This is a genomic window from Burkholderia sp. CCA53 (assembly GCF_001685525.1).
GTDB classification, from domain to species: Bacteria; Pseudomonadota; Gammaproteobacteria; order Burkholderiales; family Burkholderiaceae; genus Burkholderia; species Burkholderia multivorans.
Genome location: NZ_BDDJ01000001.1, coordinates 3,329,967 through 3,350,357, shown reverse-complemented (window position 1 = coordinate 3,350,357; position 20,391 = coordinate 3,329,967). Strand labels below are relative to the sequence as shown.

The 20,391-nt window shown below is 68.8% G+C and carries 19 protein-coding genes; 8 read left to right on the top strand and 11 right to left on the bottom strand.

Translation table 11 applies throughout. From position 1 onward, the window contains the following. Positions 1–23 precede the first annotated feature (23 nt). Positions 24–167, top strand: a complete 144-nt coding sequence (gene cydX, locus BCR55_RS15545) for a cytochrome bd-I oxidase subunit CydX (protein WP_006404773.1) — start codon at positions 24–26, stop codon at positions 165–167. Beyond that, entirely contained in the window at positions 164–781 is a 618-nt protein-coding gene (locus BCR55_RS15540; protein ID WP_006404772.1) for an ATP-binding protein, read from the top strand. Before cydX ends, BCR55_RS15540 begins: the two co-directional genes overlap by 4 nt. 97 nt (positions 782–878) lie before the next feature. On the opposite strand, the gene BCR55_RS15535 is transcribed toward BCR55_RS15540, so the two are convergent. Together BCR55_RS15535 and BCR55_RS15530 are read right to left on the bottom strand one after the other, a co-directional pair. Continuing rightward, a complete protein-coding gene (locus BCR55_RS15535; protein WP_006404771.1) occupies positions 879–1,979 on the bottom strand; it encodes a saccharopine dehydrogenase family protein in 1,101 nt (366 codons plus the stop codon). A 518-nt stretch (positions 1,980–2,497) separates the two neighbouring features. Then, positions 2,498–2,962 (bottom strand): Lrp/AsnC family transcriptional regulator, encoded by a 465-nt coding sequence (locus tag BCR55_RS15530; RefSeq protein WP_006400020.1) that lies wholly within the window; start codon positions 2,960–2,962, stop codon positions 2,498–2,500. Between the two features lie 240 nt (positions 2,963–3,202). On the opposite strand from BCR55_RS15530, the gene BCR55_RS15525 reads away from it, so the two are divergent. Together BCR55_RS15525 and BCR55_RS15520 are read left to right on the top strand one after the other, a co-directional pair. Beyond that, on the top strand, positions 3,203–3,742 hold the full coding sequence (locus BCR55_RS15525) for a Spy/CpxP family protein refolding chaperone (RefSeq protein WP_006404766.1): 540 nt from the start codon (positions 3,203–3,205) through the stop codon (positions 3,740–3,742). Between the two features lie 134 nt (positions 3,743–3,876). Further along, on the top strand, positions 3,877–4,308 hold the full coding sequence (locus tag BCR55_RS15520) for a PGDYG domain-containing protein (RefSeq protein WP_006400018.1): 432 nt from the start codon (positions 3,877–3,879) through the stop codon (positions 4,306–4,308). Positions 4,309–4,364: 56 nt separating this feature from the next. Here the strand turns inward: BCR55_RS15520 and BCR55_RS15515 are convergent, their stop codons facing one another. The 8 genes from BCR55_RS15515 to BCR55_RS15475 form a co-directional block, all read right to left on the bottom strand. Next, positions 4,365–4,727: a DUF3022 domain-containing protein gene (locus tag BCR55_RS15515; RefSeq protein WP_053297227.1), complete on the bottom strand. Its 363-nt coding sequence runs from the start codon at positions 4,725–4,727 to the stop codon at positions 4,365–4,367. A 58-nt stretch (positions 4,728–4,785) separates the two neighbouring features. Further along, positions 4,786–5,574, bottom strand: a complete 789-nt coding sequence (locus tag BCR55_RS15510) for a YhfC family glutamic-type intramembrane protease (protein ID WP_053297226.1) — start codon at positions 5,572–5,574, stop codon at positions 4,786–4,788. A gap of 54 nt (positions 5,575–5,628) precedes the next feature. Beyond that, positions 5,629–6,672, bottom strand: coding sequence for a LacI family DNA-binding transcriptional regulator (locus tag BCR55_RS15505; protein ID WP_006412037.1), 1,044 nt, complete (start codon positions 6,670–6,672; stop codon positions 5,629–5,631). Between the two features lie 343 nt (positions 6,673–7,015). Then, positions 7,016–7,981 (bottom strand): NAD(P)-dependent oxidoreductase, encoded by a 966-nt coding sequence (locus tag BCR55_RS15495; protein ID WP_053297225.1) that lies wholly within the window; start codon positions 7,979–7,981, stop codon positions 7,016–7,018. A gap of 4 nt (positions 7,982–7,985) precedes the next feature. Next, positions 7,986–9,266, bottom strand: coding sequence for an MFS transporter (locus tag BCR55_RS15490; protein WP_006400012.1), 1,281 nt, complete (start codon positions 9,264–9,266; stop codon positions 7,986–7,988). A gap of 136 nt (positions 9,267–9,402) precedes the next feature. Next, entirely contained in the window at positions 9,403–10,389 is a 987-nt protein-coding gene (locus BCR55_RS15485; protein ID WP_053297224.1) for a sugar kinase, read from the bottom strand. A gap of 27 nt (positions 10,390–10,416) precedes the next feature. Next, entirely contained in the window at positions 10,417–11,181 is a 765-nt protein-coding gene (locus BCR55_RS15480; RefSeq protein WP_053297223.1) for a TIM barrel protein, read from the bottom strand. Between the two features lie 221 nt (positions 11,182–11,402). Beyond that, on the bottom strand, positions 11,403–12,296 hold the full coding sequence (locus tag BCR55_RS15475; protein WP_053297222.1) for a LysR family transcriptional regulator: 894 nt from the start codon (positions 12,294–12,296) through the stop codon (positions 11,403–11,405). 112 nt (positions 12,297–12,408) lie between these two features. Here BCR55_RS15475 and BCR55_RS15470 point away from each other — a divergent pair, with 112 nt between their 5' ends. Both BCR55_RS15470 and BCR55_RS15465 read left to right on the top strand, forming a co-directional pair. After that, positions 12,409–13,476, top strand: coding sequence for a YeiH family protein (locus BCR55_RS15470; RefSeq protein ID WP_080559059.1), 1,068 nt, complete (start codon positions 12,409–12,411; stop codon positions 13,474–13,476). A gap of 103 nt (positions 13,477–13,579) precedes the next feature. Continuing rightward, a complete protein-coding gene (locus tag BCR55_RS15465; RefSeq protein WP_006404756.1) occupies positions 13,580–15,313 on the top strand; it encodes a ClcB-like voltage-gated chloride channel protein in 1,734 nt (577 codons plus the stop codon). Between the two features lie 15 nt (positions 15,314–15,328). Here BCR55_RS15465 and BCR55_RS15460 read toward each other — a convergent pair whose 3' ends face one another. After that, complete coding sequence (locus BCR55_RS15460) at positions 15,329–15,949, bottom strand: TetR/AcrR family transcriptional regulator (RefSeq protein ID WP_006400005.1); 621 nt, start codon at positions 15,947–15,949, stop codon at positions 15,329–15,331. A gap of 178 nt (positions 15,950–16,127) precedes the next feature. Here BCR55_RS15460 and BCR55_RS15455 point away from each other — a divergent pair, with 178 nt between their 5' ends. Together BCR55_RS15455 and BCR55_RS15450 are read left to right on the top strand one after the other, a co-directional pair. Then, positions 16,128–17,240, top strand: coding sequence for an efflux RND transporter periplasmic adaptor subunit (locus tag BCR55_RS15455; RefSeq protein WP_059940954.1), 1,113 nt, complete (start codon positions 16,128–16,130; stop codon positions 17,238–17,240). Continuing rightward, positions 17,237–20,389, top strand: coding sequence for an efflux RND transporter permease subunit (locus tag BCR55_RS15450; RefSeq protein WP_065494769.1), 3,153 nt, complete (start codon positions 17,237–17,239; stop codon positions 20,387–20,389). Before BCR55_RS15455 ends, BCR55_RS15450 begins: the two co-directional genes overlap by 4 nt. The last annotated feature ends 2 nt before the right edge of the window (positions 20,390–20,391 follow it).

Here is a 20,391-nt window from a genome sequence, read left to right as displayed (position 1 = left end):
GCAACCGTCAAGGAGGCAGACCTATGTGGTATTTCGCGTGGATACTCGGGATCGGCGTCGCGCTCGGCTTCGGCATCGTCAACGCAATGTGGCTCGAAGCCGAAGTATTCTCGCGCGACGGCCGCCGCGCCGCGCCCGCTTCGCATGCCGGGAGCCGCCGCTCGTGACGCATCTGGTGTTCTTCTGCGGCCACGCCGGCACCGGCAAGACCACGCTCGCGAAACGGCTGATCCGGCCGCTGATGCGCGCGACCGGCGAGGCCTTCTGCCTGCTCGACAAGGATACGCTGTACGGCCGCTACAGCGCCGCCGCGATGGGCGCGCTCACCGCCGATCCGAACGATCGCGACAGCCCGCTCTTTCTGCAGCATCTGCGCGATCCCGAGTACCAGGGCCTGCTCGATACCGCACGTGAAAACCTCGCACTCGGCATCAGCGCGATCGTCGTCGGCCCGCTGTCGCGCGAGGTGCGCGACCGGCGCATTCTCGATCGCGCCTGGCTCGGCATCGCGCCCGACGTCGCGCTGACGGTCGTCTGGGTGCATACCTCCGAAGAAGTCGCACGCGAGCGGATCGTCGCGCGCGGCAACCCGAACGACGCATACAAGCTCGCGCACTGGGACGAATACCGCCAGCGCCGCTTCGTGCCGACCGGCTCCGAATGCGACGGCATCGTGATGTTCGACAACACCGCGCCGTCCGACGCGGACATCGACGCACTGCTGGTTCGCATCGTACCGCCCGCTCCGGCCGCGACGATCGTCCCGCCGCTGCCGGCCTGAAGCGCGCACGCGCCCTTCCCTGCGCCGCAACGACGACGCCGGACGTGCAGCTGCACGCCCGGCGTCGTCCGGCCCTCTCGGTCTGGTCTTGTCGTTATCAGGCAACCGCGTGCACGCGCTCCATCGTGCCGCCGTCGTACAGCTTGCCGAAGCGGTTCGCGAGGAACGCCTTCAGCGACACCTTCTCTTGCGGGATGAAACCGCTCTGCGGCAGCTTCTTCTCGCGGAACAGGTCCAGCACCGCGCACATCGCGCCGGCGGTCGTGATCTGGATCGCGCTCATGTGCATGCCGCACACTTCCTTCGCGAAGATCTTGCGCGTGAACACGTCCTGCACGAGTTGGCCGTCCTTCACGCCCGTCACCGTGATGAATACCAGCACGACGTCCTGCTTCGTCGACGGCACCGCGCGGCGCATGATCGACTTCAGCGTGTCGCGATCGCTCGACAGGCGCAGGTCCTCGAGCAGGAACTGCACGAGATCGCGGTGCCCCGGATAGCGGACCGACTTGTAGTCGAGCGATTCGACCTTGCCCGACAGCGTCTCGCACAGCGTGCCGAGGCCGCCGGACGTATTGAACGCTTCGTATTCGGTGCCGTCGAGCGAGAAATGCTCGAGGCCTTCGAGCGGCTGCACCCACTGCTTGCGACCGTCGCGGATCGCTTCGCACGGCTGGCAGTATTCGTTGATCAGCCCGTCGACGCTCCACGTCAGGTTGTACTTCAGCGCGTTGGTGGGATACTCGGGCAGCGCGCCGACGCGCATCTTCACGTCGCGCACCTCGGTGAAGCCGTTCACGAGCTCGTGCGCGGCCAGGCCGATGAAGCCCGGCGCGAGGCCGCACTGCGGCATGAACGCGCGATCCGAGCCTTCGGCGAGTTCGCGGATCGCGTGCGTCGCGCGCACGTCTTCGGTCAGGTCGAAATAGTGGACGCCTGCGGCCTTCGCGGCGGCCGCCACGTTCACGGCCAGGTAGTACGGCAGCGCGTTGATCAGCGCATCGAAGCCCTTCACGGCTTCGCGGATCGCAGCGGCGTCGGCCGAGTCGACCCGCTGCGTCGCGATGCCTTCGCGCGACAGCTTCGCGAGCGCGTCTGCGTCGCGGTCGAACGCGACGACTTCGTAGTCGCCCGTTTCGCGCAGCATGTGAGCAATGGTGTGGCCGATCAAACCGGCGCCGACGATGGCGATTTTCATGCGCTTATCTCCTGATGATGGGTTGGTGTTGTGGACGGCGTCGAGCCATGACCCGCAGTGTAGAGATGCGCAAAATCAGTTCCAAGACGAAGAATGATGCGAAACGACCGATAATTTCGACGCAATGACTACACGTTTCGCCGAAACGACGAAACGCCACCGAAACGACCGTGTCGCGCGGCCCGGCAGGCGCGCGCGACGTGCCGATTCGCCGCACGCGCAGGCGCCGGCCGGCAAGAGAAATCACGAAGGAAAAGCGGCAGTTGATGGCGATCGAAACGCCGATCGCTGCACATCGCGCACCGAGATAACGCCAACCGCGAGCGCGTCCGGCGGGCGCCGATCGAATTGCCTCACGAACGGCAAATGAGGTTCGCCGATCGCTCGATCGGCATCGTCATGCTGAACGGAGACGCTTATCCCGCAGGCGGAATTAGTGGACGCGTATTCGCGTCGCGCGACGCGACGAACCGCACGACGACTCGCCCGATACGCGCGGCTTGCGGCGCACCGCGCACTCAGCCGCCGATGGTCCCGCGATCGATCTTGCGCGACAGGATGATCGACGTCGTCGTGCGTTCGACGCCTTCGAGCGTGCCGATCTGGTCGAGCAGATCGTTGAGCCGTTCCGGCGAATCGGCGCGCAGCCACGCGACGTAGTCGTATTCGCCGCTCACCGCGCATAGCAGCTGCACCTCAGGCATGCGGTCGAGCTTGCGCAGCACGTCCTTGCCGAACTTCGGCGTGAGGATGATGCCGACGTACGCGTAGATGCTCGCGTCGAGCACGTCCTGGCCGAGCCGCACGCTGTAGCCCGCGATCACGTTCGTGCGTTCGAGCCGCGCAATGCGCGCGACGACGGTCGTGCGCGCGACGTCGAGCTGCCGCGCGAGATCGGCAACGCTCGCACGCGCATTTGCTTGCAGCAACGCGACGAGTTGCCGATCGAGATCGTCGAGCTGGTCGAGACGGGGTGGGCGCATGAGACTGTGCGCGGCGCCGTGCGCCGGCGAAGTGGAACGTGCCGCGATGATAGCGCGAACGCCGCTGCGCCCGAACGCCTGCACGCACCGACCTTTCAATTTCGATTCGTATCGGATGTAAGCAAGTGTCGCATTCGCTGCCGCGACGCGGGCAACGTGCTACTAATAGCGGCGACGCGAGAGGCGCGCGCGGCAACGGCCGCCACGCCCGCTCGCAAGACACCACCCGGAGAGCCAACCATGAAGAAAATCTCGCTCACCCTCGCTACGCTCCTCGTTGCCGCCGGCGCCTTCGCGCAGACGCCGCAGCCGCAAACGTCCGCTTCGGCCGCGACGACGTCGGCCGCGTCCGCGCCGAGCGCGGAGCAGCGCGCCGCACGTCGCGAAGCGCGCATCGAGCAGCGCATCAAGTATCTGCACGATCAGCTGAAGATCACGCCGGCACAGGAATCGCAATGGAAGACGTTCGCCGACACGATGCGCGACAACGGGGACACGATGGGCCGTCTCTACCGCGCGCGGATGGAAAGCCGCAACGTGTCCGCCGTGGACGACATGAAGCAGTACGCGGAACTCGCACAGGCAAACGCGGACGGCGCGAAGAAGCTCGCTGACGCGTTCGCGCCGCTCTACGACAGCTTCCCGGCCGAGCAGAAGGCGCTCGCCGACACGACGTTCCGCAGTTGGCTGCACCACGGCGGCGAGCACCGCCGCAAGGGCAACGCGAAGGAAGGCAAGGCCGCGGCCGCCCCGGCCGCGAGCGCGCCGGCGCAGCCCTGATAATTCGGCCGTGCGGCGGCCGCCAGCCCTGCCCGCTGCGGCCGGGCGGCGCCGCGCACCGGGCCTGCAGTCGACGCGCCTCACACGGCGCGTCAATTTCGGGATAAGCTCCCGGCTTTTCCCGCCCTTCCGCCATGCTCGAACTCAAGCACCTCGACCTGCGCACCGATCCGCAGGCCCGCCGCGTCGTCAAGGATGAAACCGTCACCGTCGCGTTCGCGGACGCCGCCGGCGAACTGATGAGCCTCGAAGGTCCGAACCGCTACGTCGCCGGCGACGCGCTGATCACGGGCTCGACCGGCGACCGCTGGGTCGTGTCGCGCGCGCGCTTCGACGCGAAGTACGTGCCGGCCGATCCGGCGCTCGCGCACGGCGCACCGGGCGCATACCGGAACCGGCCGACGGTCGTGCTCGCACGCCGGATGGACGAACCGTTCGCCATCGCGCGCTCGGAAAACGGCGATACGCTGCGCGGCGCGGCCGGCGACTGGGTCATGCAATACGCGCCCGGCGACTACGGCGTCGTACAGGCGCAGCGCTTCGCGCAGGTCTACCGCGACGCGTGACCGCGCGACGCGCGGGCCACACATCATCGCGCAGTCACGTAATCGCGCTCACGCCGTCACGCAAAATCTTCGTCGAGCGCGAGTTCCGCTTCGCGCTCGACCGTCTCGCCCGCCGCATGCCGCTCTTCGAGCGACCCGAGCATCGCTTCCGTATAGGCATGCAGCACCGCGTGGCTGCGCGCGCGCTGCATCGGCTTCAGCGCCAGATAGCGGGCCAGCGCGGCCGGTGCGATTCGTACGTCGAGCGTCATCCGCTTCGGCGTCGCGCCGAAACGCATCGCGAGCCAGTGCACGGACAGAAAGCGTCCACGCGCATCGCTGCTTTCGACGAAGCGCGTCTGTTCCGGAAAGAGATCGCAAATGACGCGCGCGAGCACATCGAATTCCGCGCTTGCGCAGTCAATCTGATAGTCGTCCATGTCATCCTCTGTCGCCGCGCGTCGGCGCGGGCGTGGCGCAACCGTTCGTCCGCACGGGTCAGTTCGCCGCGCGCGGCGCGCGGCACGTCTTCACGAGCGCGGCTGTCAGGAGCGCCGCGATCACGAAGTACGCGGCCTCGGCCCACGCGGCCGGCAGCATCCTGACCTGATACAGCAGCGCGGGCGCGGCCGCGAGCGCGTGCAGCACGATCGCCGCGGGCAGCACGCCGGCGCGGCCGGCCCGCACGCCGCGCCACACGAATACCGACAGCGCGACCTGCACCGCAAAGGCGGCAACGCGTTCGAGCAGCAGCAGCACGACGGTCGGTACCGACAGCGTCGCCAGCATCATCTGCAGCCGCACCACGGTGTCGGGCGGCAGATCCGAAAGCTGTGCGTCGAGCTGGCCGCGGCTCGCGAGCCAGCCGAGATACGCCCACTGCCCCCATACCAGCACGCCGACGAACCATGCCTGCGCGCCGCCGTGCCCGATCCCGTAGCCGATCCCGCGCCCGTCGCGGGCCGACGCGCCGTAGCGGCGGCTCAGCCAGTGCATCCCGAGATAGCGGCCGAGCTCCTCGAACACGGCGGTCGCGAGCGCACTGTACGCGACGAACGCGAGCGGATGCGTGAGCCAGCCGCCGGCCGGCGTGCGGCTCAGCACGAAAGCGTGGAACGCGCGTTCGACGATCATCGCGGACAGCGCGAACATCGCGACGCCGACGATCGTGTCGCGGCGGTCGAGCGCAAGCGGCTTGCGCAGATAACGGAAGAGGACGAGCGGCAGCAGCGCGATGATCAGCGTGGCCGCAATCAGCACGGCCAGCGTGACGGGAGCAACGGTCATGGAGTTCCTTGTTGGGCGCGGCGCACCGAACGCGCCGCGTGCCCCGAATGATACTCAGCTTGCGGTCGACGCGCGCGCGATCAGCTCGCCGGGCAGCATCGCGACGCGCACGTCGCCGCCCGCGCCGTCGATCCGCTCGTGCACGAACTCGACCGCCTTGTAGCCGATCTCGTAGGTCGGCTGACGGATCGTCGTGATGCCGATCAGCTCGGCCCATTCCGGATCGTCGATCGACAGCAGCGCGGCGTTCGACTGCCACGCGGCGCCGAATCGGGCGCGCAGATGACGCGCGATCGCGAGCGCGACCGGCGCGTTTGCCGCGAACAGCGCGGCGCGCACGCCGCGCCGCGCGGCATCGTCGATTCGCGCATCGAGGTCGGCCAGCGCGACAGCAGCCGCCTGCGGCACGTTGAGATCGAGCACGACCGTCGGCGACACCGGCATGCCGCGCGCGGCGAGCGCCGCACGGAACGCGGCTTCGCGCAGCCGCCGCGAGCTGACGTGCTCGAACGGCTGCACGACGAAATGGATCGCGTCGAAGCCGCGCTCGATCAGATGCGCGAGCGCCGTCTCGATCGCGTCTGCATTGTCGAGGCCGATCAGGTCGGCCTCGAAGCCCTCGACCGTCCGGTCGACGAGCACGGCCGGAATGCCGCCGCCGCGCAGCGGCCGCAGCACCTCCTCTTCGGCGCCGAGCGCGTTCACGATCAGCCCTTCGACGCGATACGTGGTCAGCAGCTGCAGAAAACGGCGCTCCATCTCGACTTCGTTCGCGGCGTGGCAGATCAGCGGCATGTAGCCGAGCGCGTGGCACGCCGCTTCGACGCCTTGCAGCACTTCGACGGTATACGGATTGGTCAGGTCGGCCGCGAGCATGCCCAGCAGCCGGTTGCGGCCGCGCTTGAGCCCGCGCGCCATCTGGTTCGGCCGGTAGTTGAGCCGCGCGATCGCGGCTTCGATCCGCTGGCGCAGATCGGCCGACAGCACGTGCGTCTCGCCGTTCAGATAGCGCGAAACGCTGGTCTTGCCCGTGCCGGCCTCGCGCGCGACGTCGCTGATCGTCGCCGGACGGGACGTGGAAAGTTGCGATTCGGTCACTGTGATGCCTCGCGACGGGCGATCCGCGCCGCTGCGTCGGCGGACGGACCATTGTTGTTGGATACGAAAGCCACCTGGCGGACTCCTCTGTCGATCGGACGCCGACCGGAACCGGCGTGCCGCGCGGCGTCGCACGGACCGTCGTCGCGGGCGCGGCCGCGCGCATGCGCGACGAGCGGGCGATCATAACGCACGCCGCCCGCCGGCACCAAGACCGTCGATTCTAACGGCAGGCGCGCGGCCGGCCAGCCGCCCCCGGCGCGGCCCTGCCTCAGCGCCTCAGCGCCTTAGCGCCTTAGCGCCTCAGCGCCTTAGCGCCTTAGCGCCTTAGCGCCTTAGCGCCTTAGCGCGGCGCGAGCGCGTCCGGATTGACGAGGTTCGAGCGCAGCGTGCCGGCCAGCGCGCCGACCAGGTTTTCCGCCGCGCAGCGCGCCATCGCGTGACGCGTCTCGTGCGTCGCCGAACCGATGTGCGGCAGCGCGACGACGTTGCTCATCCGCAGCAGCGGCGAATCGGCCGACAGCGGTTCCTTCTCGAACACGTCGAGCCCCGCGCCGCGGATCGTGCCGGCGCGCAGCGCGTCGATCAGCGCGGCCTCGTCGACCACCGGCCCGCGCGACGCGTTGATCAGGATCGCGCTGCGCTTCATCTTCGCGAATTCGGCGGCGCCGATCAGGTGGCGCGTCTCGGGCGACAGCGGCACCTGCAGACAGACGAAATCCGACTCCGCGAGCAGCGTGTCGAGCGTCACGCGCCGCGCGCCGTATTGCGTTTCCGCTTCCGGATGCACGGTGCGGTTCGTGTACAGCACCTGCATCCGGAAGCCGAGCGCCGCACGCCGCGCGACAGCGCCGCCGATGCGCCCCAGCCCGACGATGCCGAGCGTCTTGCCCTGCACGTCGGTGCCGTACAGCTCGGGGCCGATGCTGCGATGCCAGTGGCCGGCCTTCACCCACTCGGCGAGTTCGACGACGCGCCGCGCGGAGGCCAGGATCAGCGAGAACACGGTATCGGCGGTCGACTCGGTCAGCACGTCGGGCGTGTGCGCGAGCACGATGCCGCGCCGCGTCAGATCCGCGACGTCGAAGTTGTCGTAGCCGACCGAAATCGTCGACCACGCCTTGAGCCGCGGCGCGCGATCGAGCATCTGCGGCGTGATCTTCAGGCTCGCGCCGATTGCGCCGTCGGCATCGCCGAGCGCATCGGCCAGCGCGTCGGCGCCGTCGGCCTGCACGACGTCCGCATGCTCGCGCAGATACGCGAGGACGTCATCGGGCAGCGGCTTGTACGCGACGATACGAGGCTTCATCGTTTCATTTTCCTTGCAGCGGCGCCGCGAGCGAATGGGCATCGCGCGGCTGGGGTTTGACGGACAGCGTCAGGATCACGGCGGCGACGAGCGCGGCGCTCATGAACGCATACGACGCAAGCGGCGAGCCGGTCGCGCCGTTCAGATAGCCGACGAAATACGAGCCGACGAACGAGCCGAGCGCGCCCATGCTGTTGATCAGCGCCATCGCGCCGCCGGCGACGTTCTTCGGCAGCAGTTCCGGCACGATCGCGAAGAACGGGCCGTACGGCGCATACATCGCGGCGCCCGCCACGACGAGCAGCGCGTACGAGATCCAGAAGTGCGTCGAACCGAGCGCGAACGACGCGGCGAACGCGGCCGCGCCGACCAGCAGGAACGGCCACACGAACCCGCGCCGCGAGCCGACCTTGTCCGACGCCCACGATGCGGCGAGCATCGCGATCGTCGCCGCGAGATACGGCAGCGCGGACAGCCAGCCGGTCGCGACCATCCCGAGCGCCGAGCCGTTCTTCACGATCGACGGCAGCCACAGCACGAAGCCGTACACGCCGATGCTCCAGCAGAAATACTGCGCGCAGAGCTTGATCACGGCCGGCGAACGGAACGCTTCGCCGTAGTTGCGCACCGGCTTGATCGCGGCCTGCTCGGCCGCGAGCGTCGTCTCGAGATCGCGCTTTTCCTGCGCGGACAGCCACGGCGACTGCGCGGGCTTGTCCTGCACGAGGAACCACCAGCACACGGCCCAGAGGATCGCCGGCACGCCTTCCGCGATGAACATGTGGCGCCAGCCGAATTCGTGCACCAGATAGCCCGACACGACCGACATCCAGAGCACGGTCACCGGGTTGCCGAGGATCAGGAACGTGTTCGCGCGCGAGCGCTCGCTCTTCGTGAACCAGTTGCTGATGTAGATCAGCATCGCCGGCATCACGGCCGCCTCGACCACGCCGAGCACGAAGCGGATCACCATCAGCGACGGAATGTTGCTGACCACGCCGGTCAGCGCCGCGCACGCGCCCCACAGCACGAGGCTCACGAACACGAGCTTCTTCACGCTGCGACGCTCCGCATAGATCGCGCCGGGAATCTGGAAGAAGAAGTAGCCGAGGAAGAACAGCGCGCCGATCAGCGACGACAGGCCCTTGCCGATCCCGAGATCCTGGTTGATGCCCGCCGCCGCCGCGAACCCGTAGTTCGCGCGGTCGAGGTAGGCGAGGCTGTAGGTGATGAAGACGATCGGCATGATCGTCCACCAGCGGCGGGGTGCGAGATTGGTTGCCATCAGAGTGTCTCCTGTGTCGACCGGAGCGCTTGCGTCGGCGTCGTCGATCGGGGTGATTGCTGCATGCGTTGCTGCGGCTCCGCGCATCGCGATGCGCGCGCGAAACCGGTTCGCGGATTGTGCCGTGTCCGGCCTCTCATTGCGCGACGAAGCTTTCCTCTACTCGCTCGGCCCGTTCGCGCTCGAGCCGGTCGAGCGCCGCGCGCGTCGGCAGCCCTTCCGAATCGCCGATCACCTGGATCGCGAGTGCGCCGATCAGGTTGCCGCGCGCGACCGCCTGCGCGACCGGCTTGCGCTCCAGCAGCGCGCTGACGACGCCGACCGCGAAGCCGTCGCCGGCGCCGACCGTGTCGACGACATTGTCGACGCGCTCGCCCGCAACCGTGCCCTCGTCGCCGTCGGCGGTGCGATAGTACGCGCCCTGCGGGCCGAGCTTGATGACGACGCCGCGCGCGCCCTGGTCGAGATAGAAGCGCGCGATGTCGGCCGGTGTGTCGCGGCCGGTCAGCTGCCGCCCTTCGGCGAGGCCCGGCAGCACCCAGTCGGCGAGCGCCGCGAGCGCGTTCAGCGTCGTCGCCATCGCCTCGGCCGACGGCCACAGCGTCGGGCGCAGGTTCGGGTCGAACGAAATCGACTTGCCGGCTGCGCGCATCTCGCGCGCGAGGTGAAACGCCAGTTCGCACGAGCTCGCCGAGATCGCCGGCGCGACGCCGGTCAGATGCAGATGGCGCGCGCCGAGCACGTAGTCGGCCACGTAGTCGTCGCACGACAGGTGGCTCGCCGCCGAGCCCTTGCGGAAATATTCGACCGTCGGATCGCTGCCGTCGTCATTGCGCGACTTCAGCTGGAAACCGGTCGGGTAGCGCGTATCGACGGTCACGCACGACGCGTCGATCCCTTCGCGCGCGAGCGTGTCGAGCACGTAGCGGCCGAACGAATCGTGGCCGACGCGGCTCATCCAGCCCACCCGGAAACCGAGCCGCGCGAGCCCGATCGCGACGTTGAGATCGGCGCCCGCGATGCGCTTCGTGAACTGCGCCGCGTGCGCGAGATGGCCCGGCTGCGCGGCGACGAACATCGCCATCGCTTCGCCGTAGGTGACGATATCGAGTGCTGCCTGCATCAGTGAATCCTCCGTGTCCTGGGTGCGTCACGCGGCCGCGAGCCACGCGACGCGGCGGCGTGCGTCGGCCGCCGGATCGTGTGCGTCGAATGGAAACTCGATCCCGCGCGGCGCCTGCGGCGGCAGCGCCGCCAGCACGTCGGTCACGAGCCGATCGTCGGGCGCCGGCGCGACGGCGAAGCGGCGCGCGCCCTCGCCTTCGACGGCCTTGCAGTGGATGTACTCGACGTGCGGCGCGAGCGCGTGCGCGCACGCGAGCGGCGCTTCGCCCGGCCACTGCCAGTTGCCGATGTCGAACGTCATGCCGAGCGCATCGGGCAGGCCGCACGCCGCGAGCGCGTCGAACAGCCCGCGAAATTGCGCGAACGCGCCGCCGACCGCCAATTGCCCGTTCTCGACGACGACACGCGCCCGCGCACCGCGCGACAGCGCAACGATGTCGGCCGCGTGCGCGTCGCCGGCAAAGCCGCCCAGCTGGAATTTCACGAAGCGCGCGCCGAGCGCGTCGGCTTCGGCGAGCGTGTCGCGCAGCGCTGCCGCGTCGAGCGCGCCGTCGTCGGTGTACAGCGTGGCCGGCGTCGAATAGACCGACCACAACCGGTGTGCGGCGATCCGTTCGCCGAGCGCGGCCAGCGCGCCGGGCGCCGCGTCGTCGTCCGACGCGAACAGCTCGCGCCGCACCTCGAATCCGGCCGCGCCGGCTTCTGCCGCCGCCGCGACGAATGCACTGTGGCCCGCCTGGCGCACACGGTCCATTCCGAATGCGCTCGCCACGATCACGATGTCTGCCATGATGCCCTTTTTCCCCGGCGCTGGAACCGGTTCCATTTGCTTGAGACGGATGGTGCGCTTCGCTTCGGGCATGCACCATAGTGGAAATCCCTAGGGTCGGCGGCCGGCCCGCACGCCGCCCCGCGGGCCCGCCCCGCCCCGCGCGACGCGCGCGTCTCGGCGCGCATCGTCCGTGCCTGCCGCCGCACCGACGTGGTGCACGGCGCGTGGAGCCGTGGCCGTTATCCGATCGGATGCGCGACGCTCATCTCGAGGAACTGCGCGGCGGCCCGCGACGGCGCACTGCCATGCGGCACCAGAATCGAGAAATGCCGCGTGAGCGGCGTCGGCGCGAAAGAACGCATGACGAGCGCCGCATCGCGATGACGCAGCGACATCGCCGACACGAAGCCGACGCCCATGCCCGCGCGCACGGCCTCCTTCACCGCTTCGACGCCGGCGATCTCGAACGCGACGCGCATCGGCGCCGCGCACTGTGCGAACGCGCGCTCGACGAGCTGCCGCACGCCCGAGCCCTCCTCGCGCAGCACGAGCGGATGCGGCGCCAGCGCATTGAGCGTCACGCCGGCGTCGTACTCGGGCGCCGCGAGCGGATGGCCGGCCGGCACGATCGCGACGATTTCGTCCTCGTGCCAGACGTGCATCGCGGTCCCCGGCGGCAACGCGTCGCCGGGCGGCCCTTCGATCATCGCGATATCGAGCGACGGCAACGCGGCGACGACGTCGGCCGTGTTGCCGCTCATGGTCTGGATCGCGATGCGCGGCGCCCGCGGCTGAAACGCGGCAATCAGGTACGGCAGCAGATAGCTCGCCGGCGTCGTGCTCGCGCCGATCCGCAGCGTGCCGGCATCGAGGCCGCGCACCGCGTCGCGGAACGCGCGTGCCTGCGCGAACGTGTCGCGCTGCGCCTTCGCGTACTGCGCGAGCTGCTCGCCGACCGGCGTGAGCCGGATGCCGCGCCCGTCGCGCTGGTACAGCGGCTCGCCGAATTCCTCCTGCAGCAGCCGCAACTGGCCGGACACGGCCGGCTGCGACAGATGGAGCGCGACGGCCGCATGGCTGATGTTCAGATGCTCGGCGACGGCGGCGAACGTTATCAGTTGATCCGGGGTCATGGCGTCGAATTATCGGTTTGGCGGATAGTTTATGTCACAAATCACAATTTTTCATATCGATATAACGAATTTAGGATTAGACCATCGCAACGACGCTGTCACGGTGCCTCCCATGTCCACTGCCCCGACTCCCTCTCTCGGCCACGCCGCGCCGTCGATGCGCGGCCAGTTGAACGGCGTGCTGTTCGTCGCACTGTTTGCGGCCGCCGTCACGAGCCTGTCGCAACTGCCCGCGATCGCCGCGCTCGGCCTGTCGCCGCTGATCGTCGGGATCGTCGCCGGCGCGCTGTACGGCAATGCGCTGCGCGACGGCATGCCGGCGAGCTGGGCGGCCGGCGTGAACTTCTCCGCGCGCAAGCTGCTGCGCATCGCGGTCGCGTTCTTCGGGCTGCGCGTCAGCCTGCAGGAAATCGCGCAGGTCGGCCTGCCGGGTCTGACGGTATCGGTGCTGGTCGTCGTCAGCACGCTCGCGATCGGCACCTGGGCCGGCATGAAGCTGATGAAGCTCGACCGCGACGCGGCGCTGCTGACCGCCGCCGGCAGCGCGATCTGCGGCGCGGCCGCGGTGCTCGCGTTCGAATCGACGCTGCAGTCGAAGCCCCATCAAAGCGCGATGGCGGTCGGCAGCGTCGTGCTGTTCGGCACGCTGTCGATGTTCCTGTATCCAATCGCCTATCACGCCGGGCTGCTGAATCTCGATCCGGCCGGGCTCGGGCTGTTCTTCGGCGGCACGATCCACGAGGTCGCGCAGGTGGTCGGCGCCGCGAGCGACATCAGCCCGCAGGTCGCGCACGTCGCGACGATCGTCAAGATGACGCGCGTGATGCTGCTCGTGCCCGTGCTGCTTATGCTCGGCTGGTGGCTCGCGCGCTCGGCGCAAACGGCAGCCGGCGGCGCGCAAGGCAAGCGCAAGGTCGCGGTGCCCTGGTTCGCGCTCGGCTTCCTCGCCTTCGTGATCGTCAACTCGCTGAACGTGCTGCCGGCGGACGTCACGCATACGCTGAACGTGCTCGATACGTTCGCGCTGACGATGGCGATGACGGCGCTCGGGATCGAGACGCGCGTCGCGCAGATCCGCCAGGCCGGCCCGCGCGCGCTGACCACCGGGCTGATCCTGTACGTCTGGTTGATCGTCGGCGGCTACGGCATCACGTGGGCCGTGCAGCACTGGCTTGGCTGAGCCGCACGTCCGCACCGCTTCGCGCGCCGCGCCCGACGGGGATCTCCCGCGGGCGCGGCGCAGTGCTATGCTTCGCGTCGTTTTCCATCGCCCCCTGTCAGCCGTGCTCTCGTTCCTGCTGAAGCTGCGCACCCGCGCACAGACGCTGTTCCGCCTGTCGGATGCCCACACGATGCTGATCTGGTCGGCGATCGTCGGCGTCGGCGGCGCGTTCGCGACCATCGCGTTTCGCGAAGGGATCGACCTGATGCAGCATCTGATCGCCGGGCGCAGCGGCAGCTTCGTGCAGATGGCGCGCAGCCTGCCGTGGTACGTGCGCTTCTGGCTGCCGGCCGCCGGCGGCCTGCTCGCGGGCGGCGTGCTGCTGCTCGCGACGCGCGGCGAACGCAAGTCCGGCAAGACCGACTATATGGAAGCCGTCGCGCTCGGCAACGGCATCGTGCCCGTGCGGCAGAGCCTGTGGCGCAGCCTGTCGTCGCTGCTGACGATCGGCAGCGGCGGCTCGATCGGCCGCGAAGGGCCGATGGTACAGCTCGCGGCGCTCGCCGCGTCGCTCGTCGGCCGCTTCGCGCATTTCGATCCGCCGCGCCTGCGGCTGCTCGTCGCGTGCGGCGCGGCCGCCGGCATCACGTCCGCGTACAACGCGCCGATCGCCGGCGCGTTCTTCGTCTCCGAAATCGTGCTCGGCACGATCGCGATGGAAAGCTTCGGGCCGATGGTCGTCGCATCGGTCGTCGCGAACATCGTGATGCGCGAGTTCGCCGGCTATCGGCCGCCGTACGAGATGCCGGTGTTTCCGGCCGTCACGGGCCCCGAGGTGCTGCTGTTCGTCGTGCTCGGCGCGCTGTGCGGCGTGCTCGCGCCGCAGTTCCTGCATCTGCTCGACGCGTCGAAGAACCAGTTCAAGCGGCTGCCCGTGCCGCTGCCGGTGCGGCTCGCGCTCGGCGGGCTCGTGGTCGGCGTGATCTCGGTGTGGATTCCGGATGTATGGGGCAACGGCTACAGCGTCGTGAACAACATCCTGCATTCGCCGTGGACCTGGCAGGCGCTCGTCGCGGTGCTCGTATTCAAGGTGCTCGCGACCGCCGCGACGACGGGCTCGGGCGCGATCGGCGGCGTGTTTACGCCGACGCTGTTCGTCGGCGCGGTATTCGGTTCGCTGTTCGGGCTCGCGATGAACGCGCTGTGGCCGGGGCATACGTCCGCGTACTTCGCCTATGCGATCGTCGGGATGGGCGCGTTCATGGCGGGCGCGACACAGGCGCCGCTGATGGCGATCCTGATGATCTTCGAGATGACGCTCAGCTATCAGGTCGTGCTGCCGCTGATGGTGTCGTGCGTGTTCGCGTACTTCGTCGCGCGCGCGACCGGCACGACGTCGATGTACGAGATCACGCTGCGCCATCATCAGGACGCGGCCGAGCGGATGCGGCTGCGCACCACGCAGATGCGCGAGCTGATCCAACCCGCGCAGACGGTCGTGCCGCTCACGGCGAGCGTCGCCGACATGACGCGCGTGTTTCTCGAATATCCGGTGAAGTATCTGTACGTGACCGACGACGCCGGGCGCTTTCGCGGCGCGGTCGCGCTGAAGGACATCACGTCCGACCTGCTCGACAAGCGCGACACGACCGACAAGACGGCCGCGCACTATGTGCACACGCCGTTTCCGCTGCTCACGCCCGACATGCCGCTCGCGACCGCGCTCGAACGCTTCATGGCGTTCAAGGGCGAACGTCTGCCGGTGATCGAGAGCGAAGCCGAGCCGACGCTCGCGGGCGTCGTGTACAAGACCTCGCTGCTCGACGCGTATCGGCGCATGACGGGCGAGCGCTGAGCCGCCGCGCCGCCGTCAGTCGGGCGCGCGCCCCAGCACGACGCGCGCGAAGAAGCCGGCCAGCACCGATTCGGCGGCCTCGGCCGACACGTGCTGCGGATCGGCCGTGTAATACGACTGCACGCCGTCGCACAGAGACATCAGCCCGAACGCGAGCGTTTCGGCCGGCAGCAGCAGCGGCGTGCCCGCGCGATCCGCGAAGCGGCGGATGAATTCGGCCATCTGCACGCGCTTGCCGTGCAGGAACTGGTTGAAGCGCACGCGGAATTTCGCGTCGCGCGCCGCCTGCAGCTTCGCCTCGACCCATAGCAGCGAATACTCGTCGTCGCGAAACAGCTTCCGGTAATAGGCGAGCGCCATCGACTCCATCTGCTCGCGCGGCCCGCCCTCCTCGAAGATCGCCTCGAAATCGGCCTGCACCGACGCGTGATCGCGCTCCAGCAGCTCGAGCAGCAATTCCGACTTGCTGCGGAAGTTCGAATAGAACGCGCCGCGCGTATAGCCCGCAGCTGCCGCGATGTCCTCGACGCTCGCGGCGACGTAGCCTTTCTTCAGAAAAATCCGATGCGCGGCATTCAGCAGACGTTCGCGCGTCTGATCCCTGCTCTGCTCGCGAGTTAAGCGCTGTGGTTTCATGGCGCGCAGTCTAGCACCATTCCCCTTTCAGATTCATCTTTGCATTCGGATACAGAGGTGTATTAGAATCCGCCGCAGTATCCGATCGTGCTGTCCGGGCGTCGCGCTCGCGCGGCCCCTTCGGGGCAGGCGCCGCCGCGCTTGCCGACCTCTTTCGCTCTCGTCCCTTGGGGGTTTCGTGAATCGCTCCGGTTCCCGTGCCGCGCTGCTGATCGGCGCCGCACTCGTTCTCGCCGCCTGTCATCCGAAGGAATCCGCGCCGCCGGCGCCGCGCCCGGTCGTTGCGCTGCCCGCGCGCGCGGATGCCGCCGCGTCCGCCTTCACGCTGCCCGGCGAAATCCAGCCGCGTTACGCGACGCCGCTGTCGTTCCGCATCGCGGGCAAGATCGTCGAGCGCAAGGTGCGGCTCGGCGATACGGTGAAGGCCGGCCAGGTCGTCGCGCTGCTCGATCCGTCCGACGTCGAGAAAAACGCGGCGAGCGCGCAGGCGCAGCTCGACGCCGCCTCGCACCGGCTCGCGTTCGCCAAACAGCAGCTCGACCGCGACCGCGCGCAGGCGCGCGAGAACCTGATCGCGACCGCGCAGCTCGAGCAGACCGAGGACAGCTACACGACCGCGCTCGCGCAGCGCGATCAGGCGCAGCAGCAGCTCGCGCTCGCGAAGAATCAGCTGCGCTACGCGACGCTCGTCGCCGATCATGCGGGCTACATCACCGCCGAGCAGGCCGACACCGGGCAGAACGTGTCGGCCGGCCAGCCCGTCTATCAGCTCGCATGGGCCGGCGACGTCGACGTGGTCGTCGACGTACCGGAAACGGCGCTCGCGGCGCTGTCGCCCGGCCATCCGGCGACCGTCACGCTGCCGTCGCTGCCCGGCCGCACGTTCGCGGCGAAGGTGCGCGAGATCGCGCCGGCCGCCGATCCGCAAAGCCGGACGTATCGGATGCGGCTCACGCTCGCCGTGCCGGACGCGGCTGCGGTCCGTCTCGGGATGACCGCGAACGTCGCGTTCGACGGCGCGCCGCGCGCCGCCGACGCGCAACCGGTCACGCTGCCGGCGACCGCGCTGTTCCACGACGGTCCGCATCCGGCCGTCTGGATCGTGCGCGCGAAGGACGACACGCTCGAGCTGCGCCGCGTCGAGGTCGCGCGCTTCAACGAGCGCACGGTCACCGTGTCGCACGGCGTGCAGCCGGGCGAGCGCGTCGTGCTGCAGGGCGTGCATACGGTCAGCGCGGGCGAGAAGGTCCGCGCGATCGCGCCGCTGCATCCCGAGGATTTCGCGTCATGAGCGCGGCCCGCGAAGAAGGACGCTTCAACCTGTCCGCGTGGGCGCTGCGCCATCAGGCGCTCGTCGTCTATCTGATCGTGCTCGCGACGGTCGCGGGCATCCTCGCGTACACGCGGCTCGCACAATCCGAGGATCCGCCGTTCACGTTCCGCGTGATGGTGATCCGCACGTTCTGGCCGGGCGCGACCGCGCGCCAGGTGCAGGAACAGGTGACCGACCGGATCGGCCGCAAGCTGCAGGAAACGCCGGCGATCGACTTCCTGCGCAGCTATTCGCGGCCCGGCGAATCGCTGATCTTCTTCACGATGAAGGATTCCGCGCCGGTCAAGGACGTGCCTGAAACCTGGTACCAGATCCGCAAGAAGGTCGGCGATATCGGCTATACGCTGCCACCCGGCGTGCAGGGTCCGTTCTTCAACGACGAGTTCGGCGACGTCTACACGAATATCTGGACGCTCGAAGGCGACGGCTTCTCCCCCGCGCAGCTGCACGACTATGCGGACCAGCTGCGCACCGTGCTGCTGCGCGTGCCGGGCGTCGCGAAGGTCGACTACTTCGGCGATCCGGCCCAGCGCATCTTCATCGAGGTCGACAACGCGAAGCTCACGCGGCTCGGCATCTCGCCGCAGCAGCTCGGGCAGGCGATCAATGCGCAGAACGACGTGTCGTCCGCCGGCGTGCTGACGACGACCGACGACCGCGTGTTCGTGCGGCCGAGCGGCCAGTTCGACAACGTCGCCGCGATCGCCGACACGCTGATCCGCATCAACGGCCGCACGTTCCGGCTCGGCGATCTCGCGACGGTGCGGCGCGGCTACGACGACCCGGCCGTCACGCAGATGCGCACCGCCGCGTCGGGCACGGGCGCCGGCAAGCCGGTGCTCGGCATCGGCGTGACGATGCAGCCCGGCGGCGACGTGATCCGGCTCGGCAAGGCGCTCGACGCGCAGTCGAAGGCGCTGCAGGCGCAGCTGCCAGCCGGGCTCAAGCTCACCGAGGTGTCGAGCATGCCGCACGCGGTATCGCACTCGGTCGACGACTTCCTCGAAGCCGTCGCCGAAGCCGTCGCGATCGTGCTGATCGTGAGCCTCGTCTCGCTCGGGCTGCGCACCGGGATGGTCGTCGTGATCTCGATTCCGGTCGTGCTCGCGGTCACCGCGCTCTTCATGTACCTGTTCGACATCGGGCTGCACAAGGTGTCGCTCGGCACGCTCGTGCTCGCGCTCGGGCTGCTCGTCGACGACGCGATCATCGCCGTCGAGATGATGGCCGTGAAGCTCGAACAAGGCTACAACCGCGCACGTGCCGCCGCGTTCGCCTACACGAGTACCGCATTCCCGATGCTGACCGGCACGCTCGTCACCGTGTCGGGTTTCCTGCCGATCGCGCTCGCGAAGTCGAGCACCGGCGAATACACGCGCTCGATTTTCGAGGTTTCGGCGATCGCGCTGATCGCGTCGTGGTTCGCGGCCGTCGTGCTGATTCCGCTGCTCGGCTATCACCTGCTGCCCGAGCGCAAGAAGCACGCGCATGACGCGCATCTGCCGGACGATCACGAGCACGAGATCTACGACACGCGGTTCTACCGGCGGCTGCGCGGCTGGATCGACTGGTGCATCGAGCGGCGCTTCGTCGTGCTCGCGATCACGGTCGCGCTGTTCGTCGTGTCGCTGCTCGGTTTCTCGCTCGTGCCGCAGCAGTTCTTCCCGAGCTCGGATCGCCCGGAGCTGCTCGTCGATCTGCGGCTGCCCGAAGGCGCGTCGTTCGCGGCGACGCTGCGCGAGACCGAGCGCGTCGAGCAGGCGATCGCGAAGCGGCCGGAGATCGACCACTGGGTCAACTTCGTCGGCAGCGGCGCGCCGCGTTTCTATCTGCCGCTCGATCAGCAGCTGCAACTGCCGAACTTCGCGCAGTTCGTGATCACCGCGAAATCGGTCGAGGATCGCGAAAAACTCGCGAGCTGGCTCGAAACGACGCTACGCGACCGTTTCCCGGCCGTGCGCTGGCGGCTGTCGCGGCTCGAGAACGGGCCGCCCGTCGGCTACCCCGTGCAGTTCCGCGTAAGCGGCGACGACATCGCGACGGTCCGCTCGATCGCCGACAAGGTCGCAGCGACGATGCGCGGCGATGCGCGCACGGTCAACGTGCAGTTCGACTGGGACGAGCCCGCCGAACGCTCGGTGCGCTTCGAGCTCGACCAGAAGAAGGCGCGCGAGCTGAACGTCACGTCGCAGGACGTGTCGAGCTTCCTCGCGATGACGCTGTCCGGCACGACCGTCACGCAGTATCGCGAACGCGACAAGCTGATCGCCGTCGACCTGCGCGCGGCGCAGCCCGATCGCGTCGATCCGGCCCGGCTCGCCGGCCTCGCGATGCCGACGCCGAACGGCGCGGTGCCGCTCGGCTCGCTCGGCCGCTTCACGCCGACGCTCGAATACGGCGTGATCTGGGAGCGCGACCGCCAGCCGACGATCACCGTGCAGTCGGACGTGCGCGCGGGCGCGCAAGGCATCGACGTCACGCACGCGATCGACGGCAAGCTGAATGCGCTGCGCGCGCAGCTGCCGGTCGGCTACCGCGTCGAGATCGGCGGCTCGGTCGAGGAAAGCGCGAAGGCGCAGGCCTCAATCAATGCGCAGATGCCGCTGATGGCGATCGCCGTGTTCACGCTGCTGATGATCCAGCTGCAAAGCTTCTCGCGCGTGCTGATGGTCGTGCTGACCGCGCCGCTCGGGCTGATCGGCGTGGTGGGCACGCTGCTGCTGTTCGGCCAGCCGTTCGGCTTCGTCGCGATGCTCGGCGTGATCGCGATGTTCGGGATCATCATGCGCAACTCGGTGATTCTCGTCGACCAGATCGAGCAGGACATCGCGGCCGGTCACGGCCGCTTCGATGCGATCGTCGGCGCGACCGTGCGGCGCTTCCGGCCCATCACGCTGACCGCCGCGGCAGCCGTGCTCGCGCTGATTCCGCTGCTGCGCTCGAACTTCTTCGGGCCGATGGCCACCGCGCTGATGGGCGGCATCACGAGCGCAACCGTGCTGACGCTGTTCTACCTGCCCGCGCTGTACGCGACGTGGTTCCGCGTGAAGCGCGACGAGCGCGACCCGCAGGACGGGCCGCCGCATGGCGCGCCGTCGGGAGCCTGACC